This window comes from Campylobacter concisus (assembly GCF_050447445.1).
GTDB lineage: Bacteria > Campylobacterota > Campylobacteria > Campylobacterales > Campylobacteraceae > Campylobacter_A > Campylobacter_A concisus_BI.
Genome location: NZ_JALMFW010000001.1, coordinates 97,904 through 122,486, shown reverse-complemented (window position 1 = coordinate 122,486; position 24,583 = coordinate 97,904). Strand labels below are relative to the sequence as shown.

General features: G+C 38.6%; 20 protein-coding genes. 3 read left to right on the top strand and 17 right to left on the bottom strand.

Annotation, left to right across the window (positions count from 1 at the left end):
- Nucleotides 1-3 precede the first annotated feature (3 nt).
- From MTT30_RS00575 to ileS, 12 genes are all read right to left on the bottom strand, one after another.
- Nucleotides 4-1,743 (bottom strand): EAL domain-containing protein, encoded by a 1,740-nt coding sequence (locus MTT30_RS00575; protein WP_429800628.1) that lies wholly within the window; start codon nucleotides 1,741-1,743, stop codon nucleotides 4-6.
- Between the two features lie 249 nt (nucleotides 1,744-1,992).
- On the bottom strand, nucleotides 1,993-4,197 hold the full coding sequence (locus tag MTT30_RS00570) for an endonuclease MutS2 (protein WP_429800627.1): 2,205 nt from the start codon (nucleotides 4,195-4,197) through the stop codon (nucleotides 1,993-1,995).
- Nucleotides 4,194-4,538 (bottom strand): hypothetical protein, encoded by a 345-nt coding sequence (locus tag MTT30_RS00565; protein WP_103623956.1) that lies wholly within the window; start codon nucleotides 4,536-4,538, stop codon nucleotides 4,194-4,196. Before MTT30_RS00565 ends, MTT30_RS00570 begins: the two co-directional genes overlap by 4 nt.
- Nucleotides 4,532-4,849 (bottom strand): hypothetical protein, encoded by a 318-nt coding sequence (locus MTT30_RS00560; RefSeq protein ID WP_429800626.1) that lies wholly within the window; start codon nucleotides 4,847-4,849, stop codon nucleotides 4,532-4,534. The genes MTT30_RS00565 and MTT30_RS00560 overlap by 7 nt, the downstream gene beginning before the upstream one ends.
- Nucleotides 4,849-6,156 carry a UDP-N-acetylmuramate--L-alanine ligase gene (murC, locus tag MTT30_RS00555; RefSeq protein ID WP_429801792.1) on the bottom strand — a complete coding sequence of 436 codons (1,308 nt, stop codon included), beginning with the start codon at nucleotides 6,154-6,156 and terminating at the stop codon, nucleotides 4,849-4,851. Before murC ends, MTT30_RS00560 begins: the two co-directional genes overlap by 1 nt.
- Before the next feature lie 86 nt (nucleotides 6,157-6,242).
- Nucleotides 6,243-6,596: an MmcQ/YjbR family DNA-binding protein gene (locus MTT30_RS00550; protein WP_429800625.1), complete on the bottom strand. Its 354-nt coding sequence runs from the start codon at nucleotides 6,594-6,596 to the stop codon at nucleotides 6,243-6,245.
- A 74-nt stretch (nucleotides 6,597-6,670) separates the two neighbouring features.
- Nucleotides 6,671-7,465 (bottom strand): carbon-nitrogen hydrolase family protein, encoded by a 795-nt coding sequence (locus MTT30_RS00545; RefSeq protein ID WP_429800624.1) that lies wholly within the window; start codon nucleotides 7,463-7,465, stop codon nucleotides 6,671-6,673.
- Complete coding sequence (xseB, locus tag MTT30_RS00540; RefSeq protein WP_004317712.1) at nucleotides 7,458-7,649, bottom strand: exodeoxyribonuclease VII small subunit; 192 nt, start codon at nucleotides 7,647-7,649, stop codon at nucleotides 7,458-7,460. Before xseB ends, MTT30_RS00545 begins: the two co-directional genes overlap by 8 nt.
- 3 nt (nucleotides 7,650-7,652) lie before the next feature.
- A complete protein-coding gene (metX, locus tag MTT30_RS00535) occupies nucleotides 7,653-8,759 on the bottom strand; it encodes a homoserine O-acetyltransferase MetX (protein WP_429800623.1) in 1,107 nt (368 codons plus the stop codon).
- Complete coding sequence (gene guaB / locus MTT30_RS00530) at nucleotides 8,759-10,207, bottom strand: IMP dehydrogenase (RefSeq protein WP_429800622.1); 1,449 nt, start codon at nucleotides 10,205-10,207, stop codon at nucleotides 8,759-8,761. Before guaB ends, metX begins: the two co-directional genes overlap by 1 nt.
- Nucleotides 10,208-10,211: 4 nt before the next feature.
- Nucleotides 10,212-11,570, bottom strand: a complete 1,359-nt coding sequence (gatA, locus tag MTT30_RS00525) for an Asp-tRNA(Asn)/Glu-tRNA(Gln) amidotransferase subunit GatA (protein WP_429800621.1) — start codon at nucleotides 11,568-11,570, stop codon at nucleotides 10,212-10,214.
- Between the two features lie 99 nt (nucleotides 11,571-11,669).
- Nucleotides 11,670-14,426, bottom strand: a complete 2,757-nt coding sequence (gene ileS, locus MTT30_RS00520; RefSeq protein ID WP_429800620.1) for an isoleucine--tRNA ligase — start codon at nucleotides 14,424-14,426, stop codon at nucleotides 11,670-11,672.
- A gap of 95 nt (nucleotides 14,427-14,521) precedes the next feature.
- Between ileS and MTT30_RS00515 the strand changes: the two genes are divergently transcribed.
- The 3 genes from MTT30_RS00515 (at nucleotide 14,522) to MTT30_RS00505 (ending at nucleotide 16,241) form a co-directional block, all read left to right on the top strand.
- Entirely contained in the window at nucleotides 14,522-15,619 is a 1,098-nt protein-coding gene (locus MTT30_RS00515; protein ID WP_429800619.1) for a CinA family protein, read from the top strand.
- Nucleotides 15,620-15,708: 89 nt separating this feature from the next.
- Complete coding sequence (locus MTT30_RS00510) at nucleotides 15,709-15,924, top strand: hypothetical protein (RefSeq protein WP_429800618.1); 216 nt, start codon at nucleotides 15,709-15,711, stop codon at nucleotides 15,922-15,924.
- A gap of 155 nt (nucleotides 15,925-16,079) precedes the next feature.
- Nucleotides 16,080-16,241 carry a hypothetical protein gene (locus MTT30_RS00505; RefSeq protein ID WP_429800617.1) on the top strand — a complete coding sequence of 54 codons (162 nt, stop codon included), beginning with the start codon at nucleotides 16,080-16,082 and terminating at the stop codon, nucleotides 16,239-16,241.
- Here the strand turns inward: MTT30_RS00505 and MTT30_RS00500 are convergent.
- From MTT30_RS00500 to MTT30_RS00480, 5 genes are all read right to left on the bottom strand, one after another.
- Nucleotides 16,231-16,896 carry a hypothetical protein gene (locus tag MTT30_RS00500; RefSeq protein WP_429800616.1) on the bottom strand — a complete coding sequence of 222 codons (666 nt, stop codon included), beginning with the start codon at nucleotides 16,894-16,896 and terminating at the stop codon, nucleotides 16,231-16,233. The two genes, MTT30_RS00505 and MTT30_RS00500, sit on opposite strands and share 11 nt — an antisense overlap.
- The gene (locus MTT30_RS00495) at nucleotides 16,877-17,557 is read right to left on the bottom strand and encodes a sulfate ABC transporter ATP-binding protein (protein WP_314540026.1); all 681 of its coding nucleotides are present in this window, start codon (nucleotides 17,555-17,557) and stop codon (nucleotides 16,877-16,879) included. The genes MTT30_RS00500 and MTT30_RS00495 overlap by 20 nt, the downstream gene beginning before the upstream one ends.
- Before the next feature lie 65 nt (nucleotides 17,558-17,622).
- Nucleotides 17,623-18,477, bottom strand: a complete 855-nt coding sequence (locus tag MTT30_RS00490; protein WP_429800615.1) for a TPM domain-containing protein — start codon at nucleotides 18,475-18,477, stop codon at nucleotides 17,623-17,625.
- Nucleotides 18,474-19,070 (bottom strand): LemA family protein, encoded by a 597-nt coding sequence (locus MTT30_RS00485; RefSeq protein ID WP_158333369.1) that lies wholly within the window; start codon nucleotides 19,068-19,070, stop codon nucleotides 18,474-18,476. The genes MTT30_RS00490 and MTT30_RS00485 overlap by 4 nt, the downstream gene beginning before the upstream one ends.
- 100 nt (nucleotides 19,071-19,170) lie before the next feature.
- On the bottom strand, nucleotides 19,171-24,204 hold the full coding sequence (locus MTT30_RS00480) for a retention module-containing protein (protein ID WP_429800614.1): 5,034 nt from the start codon (nucleotides 24,202-24,204) through the stop codon (nucleotides 19,171-19,173).
- Nucleotides 24,205-24,583: the final 379 nt, after the last annotated feature.

The following is a 24,583-nucleotide window of genomic DNA, read 5'->3' as shown; positions in this document are numbered from 1 at the left end:
GCCTTATGAGCCGGCACGCTCTGGTGCACCAAAATAAAAGCCCTGGAACTCATCTACACCGATCTCTTTACAGATTTCAAATATCTCTTTTGAATGCACATATTCAGCAATAGTTTTTATACCAAGGTCTTTTGCAAATGCCACGATCGCACTTGCGATAGAGTGTGAATCTTTATTTATGTCTATATCTTTTATAATAGAGCCATCGATCTTCACATAGTCAGGTTTGATCTTTATAATGTAAGAAAAATTTGAATATCCTGAGCCAAAATCATCAATAGCGATCTTTGCGCCCATACTTTTTACACGCTCGATAAAATTTGAAACTCTCTCTAAATTTTTAAGTTCTTCATCTTCAACGATCTCAAATACTACTCTACCAGCAACATTGTGCTTGTTCAATAAATTTAAAACAAGTGAGCTAACATCACCATCGATCATATCTCTACTGCTTAAATTTATAGAAAGTACTAAATTCTTATCCTCTACAAGCTGTTTAAAACACTTTACAATGAGTTGTTTCTCAAGATCAGCATAACGCTTAATACGCTTTGAGATATCTAAAAAGACATTTGGTGATATAACATCGCCTCTATCTAAAAGCCTTATCAAGCATTCATATTTTACAGGTACCTTTTGGTCATTAACTATCGGCTGAAAATAAGGAACAATATTGTTATTTATAGTGGCGTATTGTATCAGTTTAGAGCGTTCTATTTGAGTTGCGTATTCCTCTTTTTGATTTAGCCCTTTAAAATAACAAACATAGTCTTTATCTTGCTCTTTTGCTGTTTTTAATGCTATTGTTGCTTTTCTTAGTGTTTGATCACTATCAAGAGCAAAACCTATCGTGCTATGTATCTCGATACCTTCTATCTCTCTACCATCTTCATCGACTATACTTAGCATACGACCTTTAAAAATTTCTATCAAATCTTCAACCATATCTTCATATCTATCGATAAAGCTATCGCTATCTTCTACCAGAGCAAACCTATCTGCTTCTATACAGTAAGCTTTCATATTCTCATCTTTGGCAAATTCACTGATCAAATCAGCCATCTTTACCAAAATCTGATCACATGCAAATTTACCGTAAAAGTCATTCATCTTACCAAAATCATCAATATCTATAAGCACTACTTTAGGATTTTCATAGCTATTAATATCACGCACCAATGCTGTTTTATTTAAAAGTCCAGTCATCGGATCGATATAAAGCTTTTCTCCAAGCTCTTCTATCTGTTTTTTAGTATCTATTTTTAATGCGTTATAGTTATTTTTTTCTTTTATATACTTAACCGCATACCATATACAAGTAGATAAAGCAACTATTGCACCAACGAAGCTTAAGATAAATGTTAAAGTCATATTATTTAAAAGCCACTCAAAAAAGTACTCATCATGCGTACCAGTAATACGTTGATCGACCTTTCCTTTAAAGCCTAATATATACTCTCCGACCGGCACAAACATACAAACTTGAGCAGCATTTTCTGGCAAAATTTTTGCCCAAAAATAATCTTTTTGGAAATTATGAGCAAAGATATTTCCACAGCTTTTATCGTTAAATTCTTGATTTATTATTCTTTTATCTGAAGACGCTACGACCTTGTATCCATTTTTATTATCATCCTTTAATAAAAGGACATCACCCATAGCGCTATCGTTAATGTAAGATTGAAAATTTACGACATCATATTTGCTGACATTTTTGAAATAATCAACATATTGATATGTCAAATAATCAACTTTCTTTCGAAGATTAAAACCATTTTCAGCAGAAGCATTATTAAATTTAAAATAAAAAACTGCCAGGTTTTCGACTAAAAAAATACTTCCCAAAACAAACACCAAAACAACAATTGTCTTAGTGATATTTAAGTGGCTACTTGCCCGTTCGTCCTTGTTACTCAAAAGTTACTTCCCTTGTTTTGTGTAATTGCACTGATTATATCAACCTTAAAATAAATTTTAACTTTTGGAAAAAAGTTAAAGCCTGACTATTTTAGCACCGTATCCACCCTGATTCGCCGGTGCGTCAAAAAACTCTTTCACGCTTGGATGCTCTTTTAAGAAATTTTTAACAGCAAAGGCGAGCTTGCCAGTGCCAATACCGTGAAATACGCTAACCTCATCAAATCCCATAACAAGACTATCTGAGATAAATTTATCAAGCTTTGCTATCGCCTCGTCAGCTCTCATGCCGTGCAGATCAAGCGAGAGTGAGGCCGACTTTGGCTTATCAACATTTAAGCTCACACTACTTTTTTTAGGCGGCACCACTTCGTTGCCATTTTTTCTTAAAAGCTCAAGTGGTACGCGCAAATTTATACCATTTGATTCGATCATCGCATCATTTTTAGAGATGCTTAAAACCGTACCTTTGATATTTTCATACTTCACTCTATCGCCTACTTTTAGGCTCTCGCGCTCAGTTTTTTTAGGCTTAACGATAGCAGCTTTTTTCTCATTTGCCACATTTAGCGCTCTTTGTTTGTCTTTTATATCCTTGAAATTTATAACCGCTTTTGCCGCATTTATTGCTTCAAAATACTCTTTTTCCAGGCGTGAAATAGTCGCATTTAGCTTGATCTCATTTTTCTCTTTTAGCTCTTTTTGCTCCTCAAGCAAGCGCTCCAGTCGCTCCTCTTTTGCCGTGACCTCTTTTATCCCATCGTCAAGCTTAGTTTGTAAATTTAGCGTCTTTGTGATGATCTCATTTAAATTCTCTTTATCTTCGCCATAAATTTTCTTTGCCTGCGCCACTAAATTTTGAGATATGCCGTATCTTGCCGCCGTTTCAAAGGCGTAAGACTTACCGATCGTGCCCTTTAAAAACTCAAATTTAGGCCTTTGAGCTGCCTCGTCGTAAAGTGCCGCCACTAGCTCAACCTCTGGATTTTTAGCTAATAGCATCGCAAGGCGCTTGTGGTGGGTCGTGATGATCATTTTGATATCTTGAGTGATGAGGCGCTCTATCATGACGCCATACAAGCTCGCAGCCTCCTCAAAATCGGTACCAAGCTCGATCTCGTCGATACCGATGATGATCGATTTTTTAGTAAAAAGCTTTGCAAAATGCACCATCCTGCCAGCAAAGGTCGAGATGTCGTTTTTCACGCTTTGTGGATCTTCGATGATCGCGTCAAATTCTTTAAAAGAGCCGATGCTTGAGCGATTTGCGTCAATACGCATAGGCAGCAGATACTTTGCAAGCAGCGTGGCTGAGATGATAGATTTTAAAAGCATCGACTTGCCACCAGCATTTACACCGGTTATTAAAAGCACCTTTTTGCTAAAATCCACACTCACGCTTTTTGGGTTTTTAAGCGCTGGGTGGGCAAATTTCTCAAGCTTGATAACGTGTGAGCTGCTTGGCAAAACAAACTCATAGTCGCGCGATCTAGCCAAATTTACACGCGCTTGATATGCGTCAAACTGATCAAAAGCGTTATTTATAAATTTCAAAAAGAGCAGGCTCTTGCTCATCTGCAGGCTAAATTTCTTGCAGTGCTCAAAAATGATCTCCTCTTTTCTATCAAGTAGCTCGCTTTGCTCCTTTTTTAGGCGCTCAGTGCTCGCAGGTGCGACGTAGAAGTAGCCGCCTGAGCTTCTAGCGATCACGGTGCCTTTTAGGGCATGGTTAAAGCCACCACGCACCAAAAGTGCCTCTTGCGAGTTGATGTAGTGCGTCTGGGTGTCGACTAGATAGGGCGTGATGTGCTTTGAGTAGATGAGCTTTTTAAGTTCAGCATCAATCTGGCGTTTTTTCTCGCTAAACGCCTGTTTTATCGCGTAAAATCTCTCATCTACGCTGTCACTAAACTCACCATTCTCATCAAAACTATTTGCCAAAGTAATCATCACTTCAGGAATTTCTACCTTTGCGATCCACTCGCCAAGCCTACCTTCAAATTTTTGCTTTTTTAGATATGAAAAATACTTAATAATCTTTGCAAACTCGTAAATTTCGCTGATGTGAAGCACTGCTTGCTTACTAAGTCTCATAAGCGCGTCATCGAGGTTTTTTATCTCATCAGGTGCTTTGAAGTCATACTTTGAAAGCTCGTTTATGTTTTCAAAGTGAATTTTGCTATCACCTTGTAAAAATAGCGGTTTTTGCCTTGCTAAAAAGGAGTGAAATTTATCTAAATACTCGCCCAGATCGAGCTTTGCAAATATATCTTGAGTCATTGTTCGCAACTCTTTATAGGCACAATCACGCCTGAGAGATCGCTAAATTCTCTTTTAGCTAAAAATGACGCCGTGCCAAATTCGTAGTTAAATTTCTCAGCACTCACGTTATATTCGCCACATTTTAGTGTTTTGCCCTGTTTAAAATCGCTAACTAGCTTTGAGATGGCGTCCTCGTTTTTTGATAAATTCTCTTCGTAAAAATAGACGCAAATAAGGATTGCTACAAGCACCGCGCTAACGAGCGCTTTTATGCCTTTGCTGATCTTTTCATCTTTTATCGCCCAGATCGCTCCAAAAAGTAGCATCATACCGGCGATTATTATCAAATTTCTTACCATTTTACGCCCTTATACTTTGCGATGAGCTCTTTGTAAAGCTCAGCATGAGGCTCAATCTTTTCTAAAATTTCAGCCTTAACCTCGCTGATATCTTGCTTTTCAACTAGCAAGCAAACAGCCATATACGAGGCATTTGGCAGCATCTCTTTTATCTGAGTACTACTTAGTTTTTGCGACCTTGCAAGAGCGATCAAGATATCTTTTTTGCCTAAATTTATAAGGCTTGAAATTTCATCCTCGCTTAGCTCTTTTTCATTTATCTCTTTTAAAATTTCATTTTCATCTTGAGGCTTGAAATTACTTAGATCCATTAATATCCGCCTCTTAGTTGCACGCTGATATCACCCGCTCCAAAGCCAACTACGATGCCGTCACTTAGGCGGTTTTTCACGCCAAATTCATCTGTAAATTCTATCCCCTCTTCAACCCTCTCGACCTTGTCGGTAAAGATCGGGTTATACTCGCCAAACTCACTCTTTATATCAACTTCGATCGGATTTTCACCAGCTGCATAAACTGGCAAGATGACAAGCTCATCAACGCCCTTAAAGCACTCTTTAAAGCCATGTAAATTTGTGCTAAGTCTTGTGTAGCGGTGTGGCTGAAATATCGCTGTGACGCTGTTTATGCCTAAAATTTTGGCGTATTCAAAGACTGATTTTAGCGTCGCTTTTATCTCGGTTGGATGGTGCGCGTAGTCGTCTATTAGAACAAAATTTTTGTTTGCACAAAGTATGTCAAAACGTTTTTTGATCCCTTTAAAATTTAGTAAATTTTCTCTGATGTCTTTTAGCGGTGTCTCGTGCATCGCAGCAAGAATAGCCAAAGATGCGTCTATGGCAATGTGCTCGCCCATACCAAAGGCTTCAAATTTACCTAAATTTTTAAGATTAAAACTAGTGTATGGCTGATAGTCTCTTACAACCATCGTAAGCTCGGTGATATCAGTGCTTGGAAAGAGTCTAATAGCATCAAGCTTAAGCGTACTTAAAAACTCGTCCTCAGCGTTTATCACTCTAACCTTTGCGCGCTCCAAAAAGCCCTTGTAGGCTGCGTAAAATTTAGCTAGATCGTAGTCGTAGTGCTCCATATGCTCTGGCTCTGCGTTTGTGACGATGGCTAGATATGGGTTTGAGTTTAAAAAGCTTGAGTCGCTCTCATCTGCCTCAAATACGACATTCTCGCTCTTTGCATAACGCATATTTGAGCCAAACTGCTTTGAGATGGCGCCGATGATGACTGAACCTTCGATTAGACTTGCCAACATCGCAGAGGTCGTACTCTTGCCGTGTGCACCAGCTACCGCAAAGACACACTTATCCTCAAGCACATAAGGCAAAATTTCCTTTCTAGAAAAGCACTTTATACCCTTGTTTCTAGCCTCGACTAGCTCGATATTATCCTCTTTTATCGCGGCTGAGTAGACCACAAAGTCTTGGTCTTTTATCGCCTCTTTGCAGTGCGGTGTGATGACCTCGATGCCTTCATTTTGAAGCTCTAGCGTAGTCTTGCTCTCTTTGATGTCGCTACCACTTATCTTGTGGCCTTTTTCGTGTAAAAATCTAGCGATAGCTGAGATACCGATGCCGCCGATGCCTATAAAATGGACTTTTTTGATCTCATTGTTTAGCTCTTGCAAATTTTATCCTTAAATTTTTCGTGATTTTAACAAAAACTACTAAATTTAAGGCTGAAAAATGGCTTTTATTTGCTTAAGGTAAAGCTCTCGTCTATCAGATCAAAAACTGTTTTTTGTGAGATTTTGGAGTTTAAATTTACACTTATCCAGTGCTTTTTGTTCATGTGATAGGCTTTAAAAATTTGCTGCTCATCGACTAGCACCATCGCTAGATCAGGGCTACATTTTAGATTTAAAACCTCGGTCACTTCGTCACTTTCAAGCCCAAGCTTGCTAGCGCTTATCTGCATAAGTAATGCAAACCACTTCTCATTTTTCTTATGACGAAAGGCACTAATTTTTGGATATTTTGGGAAAATTTGCTCACCTAAAACGTCAAATTTCTCTTTTATATATCTCTCAACATCACTTCGTTTCAAAATTTACTCCAAAATTCCTTTAAAGAGCGCTCACTCTTGCTAAGCTCGCTTTCCCGTCCAGTTACGGCCTTCTTTCATCTTTTAAATTTAGCCTCTATATGCATAAAGCCCCAAGTGCTTCTAGCCTCACTAAGCTCCTTTTTGCTAAGCTCATCTATCATCATCTCTTCATTTTTTCCGAGCCTATTTTTGACCTCTCCAAACGGATTAATAAGCATCGAATCGCCGTAAAAGCTCCATTGCGTATCATCACTTTTATGGCTTCCTACGCGGTTTACACGCAGCACGTAGACGTTGTTTGTAAAGGCCCTAACCTTTAAAAGCTCCTCCCAACGCGCCTGAGAAAAAAATGTACAAGCCGTTGGCACTAGAACAATATCTACCTTTTTAGCGCTCATATAAGCCCAGCAAATGTCAAAATGTGCCTCATAGCCAAACATGACGCCAACTTTAAATTTATCGTAGGTAAAAATAGGCAAATTTAGCTCATCGCTTGTGTTATTAAAGAATTTCGCCTCATTCCAGTGAGCGTAAGGCATGAGAATTTGCTGATCATATAGCTTTACTTGTGTTGAGGTAAATTTAGCTAGACTTTTAAAAATTTCCTTGCCTTTTAGATTTACAATGGGTGCAACGATATTTAGATCATACTTTTTTGCCATTGCAAAAAGAGCCTCTTTTTTGCGCTCGCTTTGCTCTTTTATAAGGCTTTTTGGCATGCTAATGAGCTCTTTAAAAAAACTATTTAGCACATATTCACCAAGCACAACAAGTCTTGCATTTTCGTCCGCACAAATTTTTAGATAATAATCAAGCCTTGCCTCGCTTAGCGGCTGAGTTGGTAGCTGAAGAGCACAAATTCTACTCATCGTCCACCTGCTTTATACTAAGTTTTGCATTTTCTAAAATTTCTCTTGCTTCATTTAAGAGCTTTTTGCCCTGCTCATGCAGCTTTATGCTGTTTTCTAGGCTCACATCATCTTTGTTTAGATCGTTTAAAATTTTATCTGCTAGGGCTAATTTTTCTTCAAAGCTTTGCTCTTTTTGCTCCATTCTCTATCCTTTTAATATATTTTTTATATATCCATCAAATTTTTCTATCTCGACCAAAAATGCGTCGTGGCCGTAGTTGCTATCTATCTCAACAAAATTTGTCTTTGCGCCTCGACCCATTTCGCAAAGTGCGTCATAAATTTCTCTCATGCAGCTTGGTGGAAAGAGCAGATCGCCTTTAAAAGCGACTAGATGCAAATTTGCTTTGATCGGCGCAAGGGCGTCTTTTAGGTTGTCATAGTGTCTTGTGCAGTCAAAGATATTCATCATCTTCACGATGTATAGGTAGCTTAGCGGATCAAACCTCTTTGGGAAGTTGTAGCCGTTGTACTCCATATAGCGGTCCACCTGAAAGCGCCCAAAAAGCTCATAAAGACCGTCAGTTTCTACGTAGTTTCGTCCAAATTTCTCATCCATGCTATCAGGGCTTAAGAAGCTGATATGCCCTGCCATTCTGCCAAAAGCCATACCTTTTAGCCCATTTTTTCTTATAAATTCTGCGTCATATTCGCCATTTTTGAAATTTTCATCGTTTAAAATGGCTTCGATGGCTATTTTGTTAAAAGCTATCGCCCAAGGCTTAGTCTGATAGGTGCTTGCAAGCATGATGATATCTTGCGCAAATTCTGGAAACTCGATAGCGTAGCAAAGTGCTTGCATACCGCCAAGACTGCCACCTATCACGGCTCTTGCTCTTGTGATGCCTAGCTCGCTAAATAACCTCATTTGCGCCTTTACTACGTCGCTTATGGCAAGGACTGGGAAATTTAGCCTATACTCTTTACCACTGCTTCTATCTACACTTAGTGGCGAAGTCGAGCCAAAGCATGAGCCTAAGATATTTACGCAAATAACGTAAAATTTATCGGTATCAACAGCTTTTTTGCTGCCTATTAGCCCATCCCACCAGCCAGCTTTCTCATCGCCTGCGTAGGTGCCAGCAGCATGGTGTGAGCCAGTTAGGGCGTGGCAGATCACGATAACGTTGCTTTTATCGGAATTTAACGTGCCGTAAGTCTCATAAATAAGCTTAAAATTTGATAGCATACGGCCACTCTCAAGATAGAGTGGCTCGTTAAATTTAATAGTTCTAGTTTGCAGGTCTAACACTAATTAACTTTGTAGTTTGGTGCCTCGTGAGTAATAACTACGTCGTGAACGTGGCTCTCTTTTAGTCCTGCGCTTGTTATCTCGACAAATTCAGCTCTTTCTTGAAGAGTTGGGATATCTTTTGCACCGACATAGCCCATAGCGCTTCTTAGGCCGCCTATTAGCTGATGTATCACATCTTTTATGCTACCAGCAAATGGCACACGACCCTCGATACCTTCAGGCACAAGCTTGTCTTGAGCGGTGCCTTCTTGGAAGTAGCGATCCGAGCTACCCTTTGTCATAGCGCCTATTGAGCCCATGCCGCGATATACTTTGTACTGGCGACCCTGAAATGTTATAAGCTCGCCTGGGCTCTCCTCGCAACCTGCAAGCAAGCTTCCCGCCATAACGCAAGCTGCCCCTGCTGCAAGGGCTTTTGCCACGTCGCCTGAGTATTTTAAACCACCATCTGCGATAACTGGGATGCCATATTTTGCTGCTTCGCTTGCGCAGTCGTCAATGGCAGAAATTTGCGGTACACCAACACCAGCAACGATCCTTGTGGTGCATATTGATCCTGGTCCAATACCTACTTTTATGCCGTCCGCTCCTGCTTCTGCTAGGTCTTTTACAGCCGCTGGGTTTGCAATATTGCCAGCTACGACATCAACTTTGAATTTTGCCTTTACCTCTCTTAAAGTATCGATAATACCCTTTGAGTGGCCGTGAGCCGAATCGATAACGATGACGTCTACGCCAGCATCAACTAGTGCTTTAGCACGCTCTATCTGACCCACACCAATAGCCGCAGCCACGCGAAGTCTGCCGTAGCTGTCTTTGTTTGCGTTTGGATACTCTTTGCGTTTTTTTAGATCTTTTATGGTGATAAGCCCGTCAAGTCTGCCATCTTTATCAACGATAGGTAGCTTCTCAACCCTATTTTGAGAGAAAATTTTCTCCGCATCATCAAGTGTGCAGCCCTTTGGTGCAGTGATAAGCGGTGCTTTTGTCATGCGGTCTTTTACCAAAGTGCTCATATTTGTTTCAAATCTAAGATCTCGATTTGTTAAAATTCCTATTAGTTTGCGGTCCTTATCTATAACTGGAACGCCTGAAATATGAAGATCTGACATAAGGCTTAAAGCTTCAGCCACGGTCGCTTCTGGATTTATAAAGATAGGATCGATGATGACGCCACTTTCGCTTTTCTTGACACGTTTGACCTCTTTTGCTTGGCTTTCGATGTCCATATTTTTGTGGATGACACCGATACCACCGAGCCTTGCCATCATGATAGCAGTTCTATGCTCAGTCACCGTATCCATCGCAGCAGAGACGATCGGGATATTTAGCGTGACGTTTTTGCTGATCCTGGTTTTTACATCAACTTGCTTTGGCAAAATTTCAGAGTATTGCGGCACAAGAAGCACATCCTCAAAAGTTAAAGCTCTCTTTACTATCTTCATATTTTTATCCTTTTATTAAATTTTCTAGGCTCTTAGCACCATTTATCAAGGTCTGTTCGTCCCACGCTTTTGCGATGAGCTGGGCGCTCACGTTTAAATTTTGATCATCTTTTCCAACTGGCACAGAGATAGCTGGTAGGCCTGCTAAATTTACGCTAATCGTGTAGATATCGCTTAGATAGGCTTGAAGCGGATCGCTGTGTGCTCCAAATTTATAAGCTGTGCTTGGAGCAACTGGCATGAATATGAGATCATTTTCTTCTAAAATTTTCTCGTACTGAGCTTTTATATGCGCTCTTGCTTTTTGCGCTTTGATGTAGTAAGCATCGTAATATCCGCTACTTAGCACGAATGTACCAAGCAAAATTCTTCTTTTTACCTCTTCGCCAAAGCCCTCTGAGCGTGAATTTACATATAGCTCTTTTAAATTTTTAGCATCTGCGCGTCTGCCATATCTTATGCCATCATAGCGGCTTAAATTTGCGCTTGCCTCTGCGGTTGCGATGATGTAGTAGGCTGCGACGTCATATTTTGAGTCTTCAAAATTTGTGTAAGTTACGCTGTGTCCGTGTGATTTTAGCTTTTCTATAGCTAAATTTAAAGCAGCTTTTGTCTGCTCGCTTGCGTTTTCGACGTAGTTTTTTACAACGCAAATTTTTAGTTTCTTCTCGCTATCTATCTTGTCACTAATGCTCACAAACGGTACATCTGCACTTGTACTATCTCTTTCGTCATGCCCAGCGATCACGTCATATAAAATGGCTGCATCTTCTACATTTTGAGCGATAGGTCCTATTTGATCAAGGCTGCTTGAGTAAGCACCAAGACCGTATCTGCTCACTCTGCCGTAGGTTGGCTTAAATCCCACACATCCACAAAATGCCGCTGGTTGGCGGATCGAGCCACCAGTATCGCTACCAAGTGCTGCTACTGCAATGCCAGCTGCAACTGCTGCTGCCGAACCGCCGCTACTGCCGCCTGGGACGTGAGCGTGATTTAGTGGGTTTAGTGTTTTGCCGTAAAATGAGCTCTCAGTCGTGCTTCCCATCGCAAATTCATCCATATTTGTACGGCCAAATGGAGCTAAATTTTTATCAAGTAGCTTTTCGATGACAGTTGCGCTATAAGGTGCTACGTAGCCTTGTAAAATTTTTGAGGCACTTGTTACATTCCAGCCTTTTACTTGGATGTTGTCTTTTATAGCGATAGGCACACCCTCGCCTAGTTTTGCGATATCCAAATTTGCTAGCTGCTCGACATAAGCACCAAGCTCTTTTTCTTTTATTATCTTAGCCTCAAGCTCAGCTCTTAAATTTTTTATCTCTTCAGCTGAAAATTTTAAAGCTTCTTTTAAAGTTACCACTATTTTTATCCTTTAAATTTATTAACCAAAAATATGCCAAACAAGCTAACAACGACCACTACAGCGATAGTTATCGCTATGATAGTTGCGCTTACTGGCTCACTTAGCACTTATGACCTCTTCGCATCTTGGGCAAAGTGCGTCTTCTTTGCTAGCGTTAAATTTCCAGCATCTTGGGCATTTATGAAGCTCACTTGCCATGATCTTAAATTTATCACCCTCGAGCTCAAACTCAACTAGTGGCTCTCTATCATCGTAAGGTCTAACTGAGCTTACCATATAAAGATCAGCCACTTCGCGCTCGTCGTAGCTTGTGATGTTGTGGTTGGTGGTCTCCAGGCTTAGCTCTAGAGTTGATTTTATCTTCTTGTCTTTTTTAAGAACGTCCACGATCTCGTTAAATTTCTCCCTGCTGGCAAAAAGCAGCTCATCTTCAAAGCTAAGGTCAAACTTGATCGGCTCATAGACTAAGTCAAATGCGTCTTTTGCCTCGCCTTTGATGATCTTTGGAGCATAGTCCATCACCTCATCGACTGTGTAAGTAAGTGTTGGAGCGATGAGTGGAAGCAATGTCTTTGTGATGATTGCCATTGTGCTTTGAGCTGATCTTCTTCTTGGGGTGTCTTTTGCGTCGCAGTAGAGTCTATCTTTGCAAACATCAAGATATACGCCGCTAAGATCGGCTGATAGGAAATTTAAAAGGATATTAAAGCCCTTTGAAAAGTCGTAGTTTCTAAAGCAAGCGCTTGCCTCGTCAAAAACTTTTTTAGCGCGTGCTAGTATCCATTTATCAAGGATGTTAAACTCCGTATTTAAGCTCTCAAGGTCATTTACGTTTGCTAGCAAGAAGCGTATAGTGTTGCGGATTTTGCGGTACTGCTCACTTATTTGTTTTAATATATCTTCACTTATTTTTAGGTCACTTGAATAATCACTCATGCCAACCCAAAGGCGCAAAATTTCGATGCCGTGAGTTTTAGCTACGTCTTGTGGAGCGATGACGTTGCCCTTGCTCTTACTCATCTTCTCGCCCTTAGCATCGACGGTAAAGCCATGAGTTAGTATGCTCTCATAAGGTGCGTGAGAATTTACAGCTGTGCTTACTAGAAGCGAGCTTTGAAACCAGCCTCTGTGCTGATCTGAGCCCTCAAGATACATGCTTGCAGGGTATTTGCCAGCGTCGTAGTTGTCGCTTTGCAAGACCGCATGCCATGTCGAGCCACTATCAAACCAAACGTCAAGGATATCCATCACTTTTTCTAAATTTTCAGCCTTGTATTTTGAGCCTTTTGGCAAGAGCTCATCAACACTTAGCGCCCACCACGCATCAGCACCCTTTTCTTTAAATATGGCTGTGATGTGGTCTAAAATTTCACTATCAAATATAACTTCTTTTGTCGCTTTGTCTCTGAAAAACGCGATCGGCACGCCCCAGTCACGCTGACGAGAGATACACCAGTCTGGGCGATTTTCTATCATCGAGCCTATTCTTTTTATGCCCACGCTTGGGTAAAATTTAACCTTTTCAAGCTCTTTTAGCGCTGTTTGTCTAAGCGTTTTGCCACCTAGTTTTGGCTCGTCCATAGCTATAAACCACTGCTTTGTAGCTCTATAAATGACAGGCTTATGTGTTCTCCAGCAAAATGGATAAGAATGTCTAAATTTAGTGACGCTAAGTAAATTTTTGCCAAGTAGCTCTAAAATTTTCTCATTTGCTTTAAAGATGTGCATACCGACAAACTCGTCTACCACGTCGCTTCTAAATAGTCCGTGGTGCTTCAAGCTCTCATCGTAGCAGCCACCATCATCAACCGGCATTAAAATTTCGCTAAAGCCATATTTTAAGCAAACGTAGTAGTCGTCCTCGCCGTGTCCTGGAGCTGTGTGAACAAGTCCAGTGCCGCCGTCCATCATAACGTGATCGCCTAGTAAAAATTTAGATTGTCTGCCGTTTAGCGGATTTATCGCGTGCGTGTTTTCAAGCAGGCTTGCTTTAAACTCTTTTTTGACCCCACCCTTGCTTAGGCCGCTCTCTACGATACTCTCAAGCAGAGGCCTTGCAAAGATCAAATTTTCAGCCGTTAGGACGTAAATTTCATCTGGATTTAGGCTTATAGCTTGATTTGCTGGAAGTGTCCAAGGCGTGGTCGTCCAGATGACTGCGCTCGCCTCTTTTACGCCAAGCTTTTCTAGCGCGTCGTTATCAAGCTCAAAGGCTACGTAAATAGAGTAGTCCTCTTTCTCCTCGTACTCGACCTCAGCTTCAGCCAACGCTGATCTAGCGGCCCAGCTCCAGTAAACCGGTTTGCTTCTCTCTATCAAAAGGCCTTTTTTAGCGATCTCACAAAGTGCTTTGTAGATGTCAGCTTCAAACTCAAATTTCATCGTCATGTATGGATTTTCAAAGTCGCCGATGATGCCAAGAGTCTTAAACTCGTCACGCTGAATATCTATAAATTCTCTCGCATGCTGCCTGCAAAGCTCCCTGATCTCGACCTTGCTAAGCTCTTTTTTCTTATCGCCAAGCTTAACTTCTACTTGCTGCTCGATCGGCAAGCCGTGGCAGTCCCAGCCTGGCACGTAGCGGACGTTTTCGCCGTAAAAATAGTGCGTTTTTGTGATGATATCTTTTAAAATTTTATTTAATGCGTGGCCGATGTGTAGGTGTCCGTTTGCATACGGAGGGCCGTCGTGGATGTTGAAGCTTTTAGCCGCATTTTGGCGGTTTTTCTTCATTTTTTCGTAAACCTTGCGCTCTTCGTACCATGATTTTAGTCTTTGTGGTTCATTTTGTGGGAGATTTCCGCGCATCGGGAAATTTGTCTCTGGGAGTAAAAGTGTCTCTTTGTAGTCCATTTTTTACCTTGATTTTAAAATTTGCTAATTTTACACCTGTGCTGGTTAAATCACACTGAAAAATAGTATAATGAGGCAAAAAAAGGAGCTTAAAAATGAGACAAAGTATCTTGATAATAGGCGAAGATCTTGAGATAAATAGAGAATTTCTAAACTACATTTTTCAAAGCTACGAGGATCATTTTGGTGAGCTTGGAGTGGTCAGTTTTGCTCCAAAAAATAGCAAAGAGCTACCTTTTATCATCGAAAATTTATCAAAAGATTACGACTTTGTAAGCATTTTTGGCTCGGATGAAAATTTTGCCATCGCCGCAAAGATCGTAGCGACGCTAACTGGGGGCTCACTAGAACTAAAAGACAGCACAACGCTTGCACTTAAAGATAGCTTAGACTACTCAAAAAATAGCTTTTTAGCTAGCCTAAATAACGCCCAGATAAATCTCATAAAAGCTAATCCAAATGAAGATCTAGGCGAGTTTTTAATCGAGTATGAGCCTGATTTTAGCTACTTTCACCTAATGGACATCGACGCAGATAGCGCGAGGATCCTCATGCTGCCACTTGCTAAAACTTATGAAGTCGATATCACTCTTGCACAGATCCTGCCAAATTTGATACTAGTAAGGGCAAAAAGCAATAAATTTGGCCAGATCGAGAGCTTTTTACAGGGAGTAAAAACGCTATTTTCGCAAAAATTTATCCCACAAAAAGACGTGATAGAATTTGTGGCAAAGAAGCTTATGCAAAAGGGGCTTAAAATTTCATTTGCCGAGTCTTGCACGGCTGGGCTGGCGGCAGCTAAATTTGCAAGATATGGCGGCATCTCAGCCAGCTTTGATGGCTCGCTAGTAACCTACGCAAATCACATAAAGCACGAGTGGCTGGGCGTTGAGGATGAAATTTTAGAAACTTACGGAGCCGTGAGCGAGTCTTGCGTAAAAGCGATGATAAAAGGCACACTAAGTACGACAAATGCGGACTTTGCGCTTGCTATTAGCGGTATCGCTGGACCGGGCGGGGGCACAGCTAGCAAGCCAGTTGGCACAGTATATGTCGCAGCTGGCGATAGAAACGGCAACATCGAGGTTGAAAGGCTTCTTTTAAAAGGAGATCGCAACTACATAAGAGAGCAAAGCGTGCTAAGCGCCTATCTATGCCTACTTTGCCTAAAAAGCGAGATATTTTTCGCGTAAATTTTGCCTTTTTAAAAATTGTACTAAATTTAACGGCGATATTCACAATAAAATATCAAGAATAAAAAGCCAAATTTGGGAGGCTAAAGATGTTTAAAAAGATATTGTTTCTCGCCGTTGGTGCGTTATTTGCATTTGGTGCTATAGCTCAAGCAGGCGAGATAAAAGCAAGCAACTTGCCTTTGGACACGTTGACGCAAAATTTTGGTGGATATGCCGATAAAGAGAGTAAAAAAGTTATCACAAAAGATAGACAAGAGCTCATAAAATACGCGACTATGTCATCTATGTGGATAACCTCATAGACCTTAGCGAAGGCAATATCCCGCAAAATGGCAAGAGCGAGGGTTAGATAAATTTATAAGCGAAATTAGCAGTGGTGAGTTTAGCTCTTATGCCAAATTTATGCAAGCTTAAGGCGCCTCATGCCGTGCAAATTTAGTAAGCCATAAGTGTATTTTTGAAAGCGGAAAATAAAGGTTTTAAAAAGGGCAGCGTTTGCAAAAAACTAGACAAATCGCTATTTAAGCTGCCATATAAATTTGATCTCATTTCAGCCTCAAACGTCCAAAACAAGGTAAATAAAAACGTAGCTACAGGCGAACTAGCCGCTACAAGATAAAAAAACAAAGCCCCAAGCAAGACAAAACGCTGGCACATAGCCCATATATCAGCACGCAAAGGCTAACGCTTAGTCCAAAGACGCTAAGAGCGGCGGTCTGGCTAAAAGAAAGAGTAAAAAACGAGATAAAACTCGTGATAAATGCGCAAAATATCCCATAAATTCGCTCTTTTTCACTAAGGCTCTCATTTAGCGCAAATATCATGTAATCAATCCCAACAGCACTTGCAAGTATGAGTCCAAAGACACCAAAAATGCTTAAATTTACACCAAAAATGGCAAAGATAAAGAGCGTAAGAAGCACCCTAAAGATGATGATGCCCATCACTAGTACCGATACAGCCGCGCTAAAATAAAACCACAGCAGCAAAAATGCGACAACAAGAGCTGCTATTTTTAGCTTTAGAGCAAGCTCTTTTGCCTGAGTTAAGCTCTCATTTAGCGAGTCAGTAAAATTTAGGCTATGAGAAAGACAGATTTTACCTCGCATCTTTGCTTTAAATTTTAAGTAGCGAGATATTTTAAATGAGTTTTGTTTTATTAAATTTGGATATTTTTTTACTCTTCTGCGATCTTTTTTATTTAGCATTTTTGGACTAAATTTCTCACCGCAAAAGCTGATTAAAAGATGAATTTCACCCCTTTTTATAGGCATTTAATCTCTTTTTATAATTTTCATCAAACTCTAATGCTTTTTCAAACTCAGCAGTAAATGCTCTAAGACAATCATTTTTTTGCTGGTTTTCATCGCCAAATGATCTAATACGTGACGTAAAAGTAATCTTATCTTTTCTAAGATCAGCCTCTTTTAGATCAAAACTTAAATTGCTCATTTTGCTATTTAAGATATGCAAGGCACATTTTCTTGGCCCAAAGATAAAATTTTGCCCGTTTAAGGGTTTTAGGCTTCTTACTAAAATGCCACCATAAAGCGATGGCTCGCTTTTAAAGGATATGTCAAAGCCAAAGTTGTGAAAGTAAATCTCTCCTGCCTCACACTGCCTTTTGTAGGTATTTGCGTCAAAACAAGTATAAATTTCAAGCTCGCTAAATTTATACTCTTTGCCAGAAACAATTAAAACTTTACTTTGCATAAGCTCGCATAAAAAGCTCTGAAATTTCTTATCAAAAAACTCTTTAAAACCAGCAGCCTCAACTATCTCTTGCTTTATATTTTTATCTAGAATTTTAAAGTTATTTTGTTTGAGCAGATCAAATTTTTCTTTATCAAAATGACTTTGCTCTAAAAATTTACTAAGCACTGCCATCAGATCAAATTTAGAAAAATGGCTTTTAAGTAGCTCGCCAGCTAGCATCTTTGCTCCTAATTTTTTTATATTTTAAAGGGTTTGAGCTTTACAAACTAATCTTTGATAAGAATTTACCAGCTGCCACTTGCTCCGCCTCCGCCAAAACCGCCTCCGCCGCCACTAAAGCCACCACCTCTTGAACTGCTTGAATGGCCGCTGCCACTGCTATTTGAGTCTGATCTATCGCGCCTAAAGTCACTGTGTGTATTTTTGCTTTGAGTATTTTTTTTAAAGGCATTTTTTAAAATAATAAAAAATATTACAAACACAACGGCAAAGACAATGAAGTAATTTTGCACGCCAAAAAATTGCTCAAATACCGTAGATATCAGTCCTGCAAAACACGCGCTAAAGCCAATTCGCATAAAAAATTTACCTAAAAAGCCAGAGACAAAACACGAGATCATGCCAGCAAAAAAGGCAACTAGTCCAAATGGTATCTCTTCATCATCACTCATGCTTTCAAATTCTTCGCCACTAGCTACCTTTATGATGGCTCTTATGCCATCTATCACACCGCCGCCCATATCTCCTTGCTTAAATTTAGGCACTATCACATCATTTATGATCTGGCTTGATATAGCGTCAGTTAGCACACCTTCAAGCCCATAGCCAACTTCTATACGTACTTTTCTCTCGTTTGGAGCGATTATTAAAAGCACTCCATTGCTGCTTTGTTTTTGTCCAAGCTTGTAGCCTCTAACTACCTCAAGAGAGATCTCTTCTATGCTTTTATTTTCTAGTGATTTAAGAGTCACGATAGCAATTTGTGTCGTACTATTTTGCTCGTAATTTTGCACTAAGTTTAAAAGCTCAGCTTTCTCATTTTTAGAGAAAATTTGAGCCTCGTCATTTATCTGCTCGTTAAAATTTATGGCAAAACAAAAGCAAAATGTAAAAAATAAAAGAGCAAAAATTTTCTTCATCTTTTCTCAAATGAAACTTTTGGATTTATCTTCTCTTCGCTACTTATTTCAAGATTTTGTTTTGGCTTTAGCTCAGGATAAAAAGTACTTGCTATAAATTTATTTGGAAAGCTTCTAAGGGCTACGTTATACTCTTTTACAGCTTCGATATAATCATGCATTGCCACGCTTATGCGGTTTTGCGTACCTTCAAGCTGACTCTGAAGAGATAAGAAATTTTGATTTGCTTTTAGCTCTGGATAGTTCTCACTAACTGCCATAAGCCTGCCAAGTGCCAAGCCAAATGAGCTTTGTGCTGTCATAAATTCTTTCATCTTAGCTTCATCGCTAAGACCACTTGCATCAACGCTTACTTGCATGCTCTTGCTTCTAGCATTTGCCACATCTTCAAAAATTTTTTGCTCATGAGCTGCGTAGCCTTTTACAGTTTCAACCAAATTTGGTACAAGTTCGGCTCTTCTTTTATATTGATTTAACACCTGCGACCACTTTGCATTTACATTTTCATCAAGTGCAACAAATAAATTTATATACTTAAAAGCACCAAAAGCAAGTGCAGCAATAACTATAATAACGGATATTAAATTTTTCATATTTTCTCCTTTAAGGAGCAAATATTAGTAAAACAAGACTTAAAAAATAATGTGAGTTTGAGTTTGAAATGAGTGCGAATTTACGCACTCATTTTGGGGATTAAAGATCGGTGTGGATTTTGTCGTCTATTTGGATATGGATAGTTTTGCCATTTACTTGATCTATACTTGAATAGCCTTTAAATCCAGCAGTATCATATGAATGATCTGCTGTCCATTTATGAACTAGATCAACTTTTGTGATTTTATTGCCATTAGCATCAACATCACCACCTTTTATCTTGAGCACAGTGTCAGGATTATCAGTGATATCAAGGATGTTTTGTGCATTAAATTTGATCTTTGTTTCTCCTTTAAGCTCAAGGTTTTCAAAGCTTTCCACTTTTGAATCAAGATTAGCAATGCCTCTAAGATCAACTATTTGCTTATCAAACACCAAAGTATCATGACCTTCGCCACCTTTCATATCTTTGCTTGCGTCAAATTTAACCGTATAGTTTTCAACGCCTATATGAAGTGGTTTATAAGGCTCATAAGATTTAGACTCTAAGCCATCTGAATCCGAGGTCTTAAGAGTAGCTTTGACTTCCAAATCATAAGCTGATCTAGCATTAATATCTAATGATTGCTCGAATACACCTTTTGTTATATCTTCAGCCGATAAAGTATGTGTTGCAGTCTTGGTTAGTGCATGGTGGTTGTCTGGATCAGTGTATTTAAACTCTACCGTATCTCCATTTCTAGCATCTTCATTAAGATAAACTTTAACCGTAGTAGATCTCTCACCACTTTCTGAGGTTTTTATATCTTTATTAAACATGATACCTCTTATAGCATCGATCTCAGCATGTGCTGTATCGCTTACTGTTTTGCTCTCACCAAATGTGTCAGTTAGAGTAACTTCAGCTTTTGTTTCTTTATCAACTGCGATAGTAGCATTGAGATCAAGTGGTTTATCTCTATCAAGCGTTTGTTGAGAATTATCATCTAAATTTTTTAGTGTAATTTTTCCGTTTACATCTTTTCCCATAACTTCATAATGTTTAGTTAAGATAGACCCATTAGGATTTGTTATCTTAACATCTATCTTATCGCCAGCTATAACGCTTCCTGGAATAGAAACATAAACCTTTGAAATTTTACTACCTGACTCATCTCTTGAGATAATGCCATTATCATTTTTATCAGCAACTATGCTTACACTTAATCCCGCTTCACTTAAAGGTGCAAGTTTAGCTTTTGCTTCGCTACTGGTTGTAGTCTCAGCACCATTTGTTATAGTAGCTACTGCACTAGTTTCACGACCCGGAAGCATAGCAACGCCAGGAATTTTTATAGTGTTATTTTCTAGTTCATGTGGAGTATGAGTAGTATCACTATCATCTGTTAATGAAATTTTACCATTAGCAGTTTTTGACACTGTATAAGTTATGGTTCTAGACCCTGTTGTGCCATTAGCTTGAGGTTCTTTTATTGTTACTGCTACCTTATCGCCATTTGTGACATTATGTGGCACCTGAACACTTATAATTGTCTTTTTTATATCATTGTCCAAAATAGCTTCATCTCTGTCTATTACATTGTCTCTACTTGCATTATCTTCAACAAATTCAATCTTTAAATTTTTAGTATCTACTGACTCCAATGTAGCTTTAGCTGTCTTTGTTACTCCATTTATAGTAGCTTCAACCACTGCTGGATGATCTTTATCTATATGAACATCAGAAATTTTTAGCTTATTATCTGTTGGAAGTAATTCAGTGTGATTATCTGGAAATTTTAGAGTAATGCGATTGCCGACATTTGAAACAATAGTATATTCTTGTTCTGCTCCACCATTTACCTTGACTTTTATAATATCGCCACTATTTACAGTGGTTGGGATTTGAAGTATTGCCGAAGTGGTATTTAAATTTCCATCCTTCATAGCTTCATCTCTACTTAGAACTCCGTTTCTATCTTTATCCTCATCAATAAATAGCCTAAAGCCTGTTCCAGAACCGCTACCTTGAGCATCAAGCGTAATATCGCTATTTGTCTCAACCTTATCAGCGCCAGTATTATCAGTAACCTTGGCATTAATGATAGTTTTATGATCTTCTGCTAAGCCAAGTGTGTATTTGACCACCTTATTGCTATCAGCATCATCGGTAATATCAAGCTCTTCACTACCATTTTTGGCTATTAATTTGCCGTTATTGTCTTTTACTATCTCATATGTCTTGGTCGTTTTATTATTTGGTGTGTCTTCGTTGTGTGACTCTACTATTAATTTATCACCTAAAACAAAATTTGAAGGAAGCTTGATAGTTGCTATAGTAGTCGCTCCAGTTGCCTCTGCACTACCCAAAATACCATCATTATTGGTATCTTTTTCAAAAGTTATCTCCATGTCTTCATGAAGCTTTTCAAGAGTATTATGATTTTGTGCTTCAGCTTTTTTACCACCGCTTGCATCGGTAGTCTCAGTAGTTACATTGATGGTCTTGCCAGCAATGATCTCTACGCCAGGAATTTCTATCTCATTTTTATCACTTGCAGTTATAGAAGTATGAGTAGAAGTATCTTCTAGTATGATTTTACCGCTTGGATCTCTACCTGTAACCTTATAAGTTTTAGGTGAAGTGCCATTATCTATTTTTATAGTTACCACATCACCAGCTATAACGTTATTTGGCACTTTTACTACTACTGTCGTTTTGTGTAGGTCACCATCTGGGTCCTTACTCTCTGCTCTCGTTAAAGATACGTTACGGTCAGCATCCTCTTTGAAATATACTGCCATATCGTTTATATTTGAGATAGTAACCGTGCTTGTATCTTCTGCATGCTGAATACCATCTTTATCTTTTATCTCAGCTGTTACTTTAGTTTCTAGACCAGTTGCTGTTTTAATGCCAGAAATTTTAAAGCTTCTACCATCTGTATCTGTATCTATTTTATTGCCATCGCTATCTTTTACAAAGAACTTACCATTATTATCTTTTCCAATAGTATATTTTATTTCTCTAGCAGTAGCCTCATTTGGCTCTTTTATAGTTACAGTTAGTTTATCTCCACTTACTGCATTTTTAGGAAGCTTTATAGTGACTGTTGTGCTATTAAGATCATGATCACTCATAGCTTGCTCTCTGCTCATACTCCTAGTGCCATTAGCCTCTCCAAAGATAACTTCAGGTTTTTTTACATGCTCTAAACTAGCCGATACTTCTGACTCATTTATGGATGTATGTCTATTTGGATTTAAATTTGTAACTTTGGCCTTAATAGTCGTATCTTCTCCATGCTTTAGTTGGATACCAGAAACATCAATGGTATATTTATTGTCACCTGATTTTATAGGTGTTAAAACATTAGAAGTTCCGTTTTCTGTTACACTAGTCACAGCACCTTTACTATCCATATGTATAGTAAATTCTCTTGTATAAGTTTTAGATGGATTATTTACAGGATCATCAGGATCAGGTCCAGTAATAGTTAGCGTAAGCTTATCGCCATTATCAATTTTATTTGGCAGAGTAATCCTTGCTGTGGTTTTATTTACTTCATTGTCATCAGTACTTTCTTGTCTTGAAATTTCATGAAGAGTCTTTTCTTCTGGTAATGTCATTTCTAAATTTCTACCAATAGGCATTACACTATCTTGATCTGACTCTTCACTTTTTCGAACATTGTTTTTATCTACCACATGAGCACTAGCTGATGTTCTTACATCTGGAAATATCGGAAGAGATGTATTTACTTTTTGATTATCAATCATCTCTTGTGTAAGAGAAATTTCTTTTGTTGTATCTTGCTTAGTTAGTGGATCGGTATAAGTTATAACGATTTTATCGCCAATAACTACATCTTTTGGTAGAGTTATTTCTACTGTTGTGCTTCTAAAGTCGTTATCTTGCTTATTTTCATTATCATATAGATAGATATTATCATCTGTATCTTCAGTAAATTTCAAAGTCGGTTTTACATCAAGAGTAGTAGAGTCGCTTGCAGCTGCACTTCTCATCGTATTTGTGCTATCTGCTACGTAAGCTTCTACTTTTGAAGGCTTGCCATGTTCAACTGGCATATTGTCTATCTTATATCCATTGTCTATTATGTTTTGATTGATAGTTACATTTTTAGACTCGGTTGTTCCATCAGGTTTTGTCAAAGTCACATGAAGCACATCTCCTACAATCACATCTTTTACAGTTATAAGTACTGGAGTTTCATTTAATTTGCCATCTTTAGCATTTTCAGTATATGTTAATAGATTATTATCAGGGCTGTTATCTTCTGTAAATTTAACCTCTGGAGCACTAAAGCCACTTGAAGTTACGCTATCTTCACTTCTACCACTAACATTTCCTTGAAAATTTGTAATAGTTGCATCAACTTTTGAAATTTTGCCAGTCTGTATTGGTGCATCAAACTGATAACCATTGCTTATGATAGTTGGAGTGATAGGAATTGTTTTATTTTCAGTATTACCATCTGGCTTAGTTATAGTGATATTTAGTATATCTCCGGCCCTTACTGTGCCATCATTTGGAATTGTAATAAGAACTTTTGATGTATTTAAATTTGTATCACGTGCATGCTCAACCCTACTTAAAGTACCATCGTTATTAAGATCGCTTATAAAAGTTACAAGAGGATTGCTTGGGATTATAGTATCATCTCCGCCATTGTATCCGCTTATTGGGCTGTCGTATGATGCAAAAGCTCTGTTTGTATCACTTAAATTTCTATATGTTGCATTAACGTTTGAGTAGTGACCGCCCTCAGCAAATTTAGCATCACCTAGGCTAACACCATCTCCACCACCAGCAGCAGTGTTTCCACCAGCAGCAGTCTCTTCAAGTTTTGTTAAATCTCCACCATTTAAAATAGCATTTTGCAAATCACTAATATCTGCCAAACCTTCCGCGCCTATGGTGCTTTGATTTAAAGCAAGCGTATCATTGCCTACAATCGTAATCTCTTTTCCATTATTTGAAACGATTGTTATTTTATCAGCTGCATCACTTGTCTTGATGCTCTCTCCCATATAAAGGATGTCGCCTACTTTTAGCTCTCTCTCATTTCCGTTTTGATCGATAGCAACTGCCTTGCCACTAATAAATTTTACTACTCCAGCTTCTTTAGCCAAGATTACTCCTTATTATTTTTTGTATTATTTAAATTTTTAAGTAATTATATACTATCTTTATAAGATATAACTTTATATGAGAAATTTTATCTTTTAAGAAAAAAATATATTAATTAAATATATAAATTCCAAATGTCAATAGTTTGTAAAAAGCGAATTCTGAGCTTTTATCAAAAAATAGCTTTTTGATTGTCAATATAATTAATCAAGCAAAATATAATGCTTTTTATAATAAAAACTTAATTTAAGATATTTTTAATTAGTTTGAAACAACAATATAACCAAAAAAATCATATTTTTTAAAAAATGTGTGATCACTATAAAATTTTTACTTATAAATTTCACAAAAAATCATCAGTCTAAAATCTACAAACTTATA

Coding starts and splice junctions, on each gene's coding strand:
- MTT30_RS00570 (WP_429800627.1), bottom strand. CDS start 4,197: ATGACTCAAGATATATTTGCAAAGCTCGATCTGGGCGAGTATTTAGAT.
- MTT30_RS00565 (WP_103623956.1), bottom strand. CDS start 4,538: ATGGTAAGAAATTTGATAATAATCGCCGGTATGATGCTACTTTTTGGA.
- MTT30_RS00560 (WP_429800626.1), bottom strand. CDS start 4,849: ATGGATCTAAGTAATTTCAAGCCTCAAGATGAAAATGAAATTTTAAAA.
- MTT30_RS00545 (WP_429800624.1), bottom strand. CDS start 7,465: ATGAGTAGAATTTGTGCTCTTCAGCTACCAACTCAGCCGCTAAGCGAG.
- xseB (WP_004317712.1), bottom strand. CDS start 7,649: ATGGAGCAAAAAGAGCAAAGCTTTGAAGAAAAATTAGCCCTAGCAGAT.
- guaB (WP_429800622.1), bottom strand. CDS start 10,207: ATGAAGATAGTAAAGAGAGCTTTAACTTTTGAGGATGTGCTTCTTGTG.
- ileS (WP_429800620.1), bottom strand. CDS start 14,426: ATGGACTACAAAGAGACACTTTTACTCCCAGAGACAAATTTCCCGATG.
- MTT30_RS00515 (WP_429800619.1), top strand. CDS start 14,522: ATGAGACAAAGTATCTTGATAATAGGCGAAGATCTTGAGATAAATAGA.
- MTT30_RS00510 (WP_429800618.1), top strand. CDS start 15,709: ATGTTTAAAAAGATATTGTTTCTCGCCGTTGGTGCGTTATTTGCATTT.
- MTT30_RS00500 (WP_429800616.1), bottom strand. CDS start 16,896: ATGCCTATAAAAAGGGGTGAAATTCATCTTTTAATCAGCTTTTGCGGT.
- MTT30_RS00495 (WP_314540026.1), bottom strand. CDS start 17,557: ATGCTAGCTGGCGAGCTACTTAAAAGCCATTTTTCTAAATTTGATCTG.
- MTT30_RS00490 (WP_429800615.1), bottom strand. CDS start 18,477: ATGAAGAAAATTTTTGCTCTTTTATTTTTTACATTTTGCTTTTGTTTT.
- MTT30_RS00485 (WP_158333369.1), bottom strand. CDS start 19,070: ATGAAAAATTTAATATCCGTTATTATAGTTATTGCTGCACTTGCTTTT.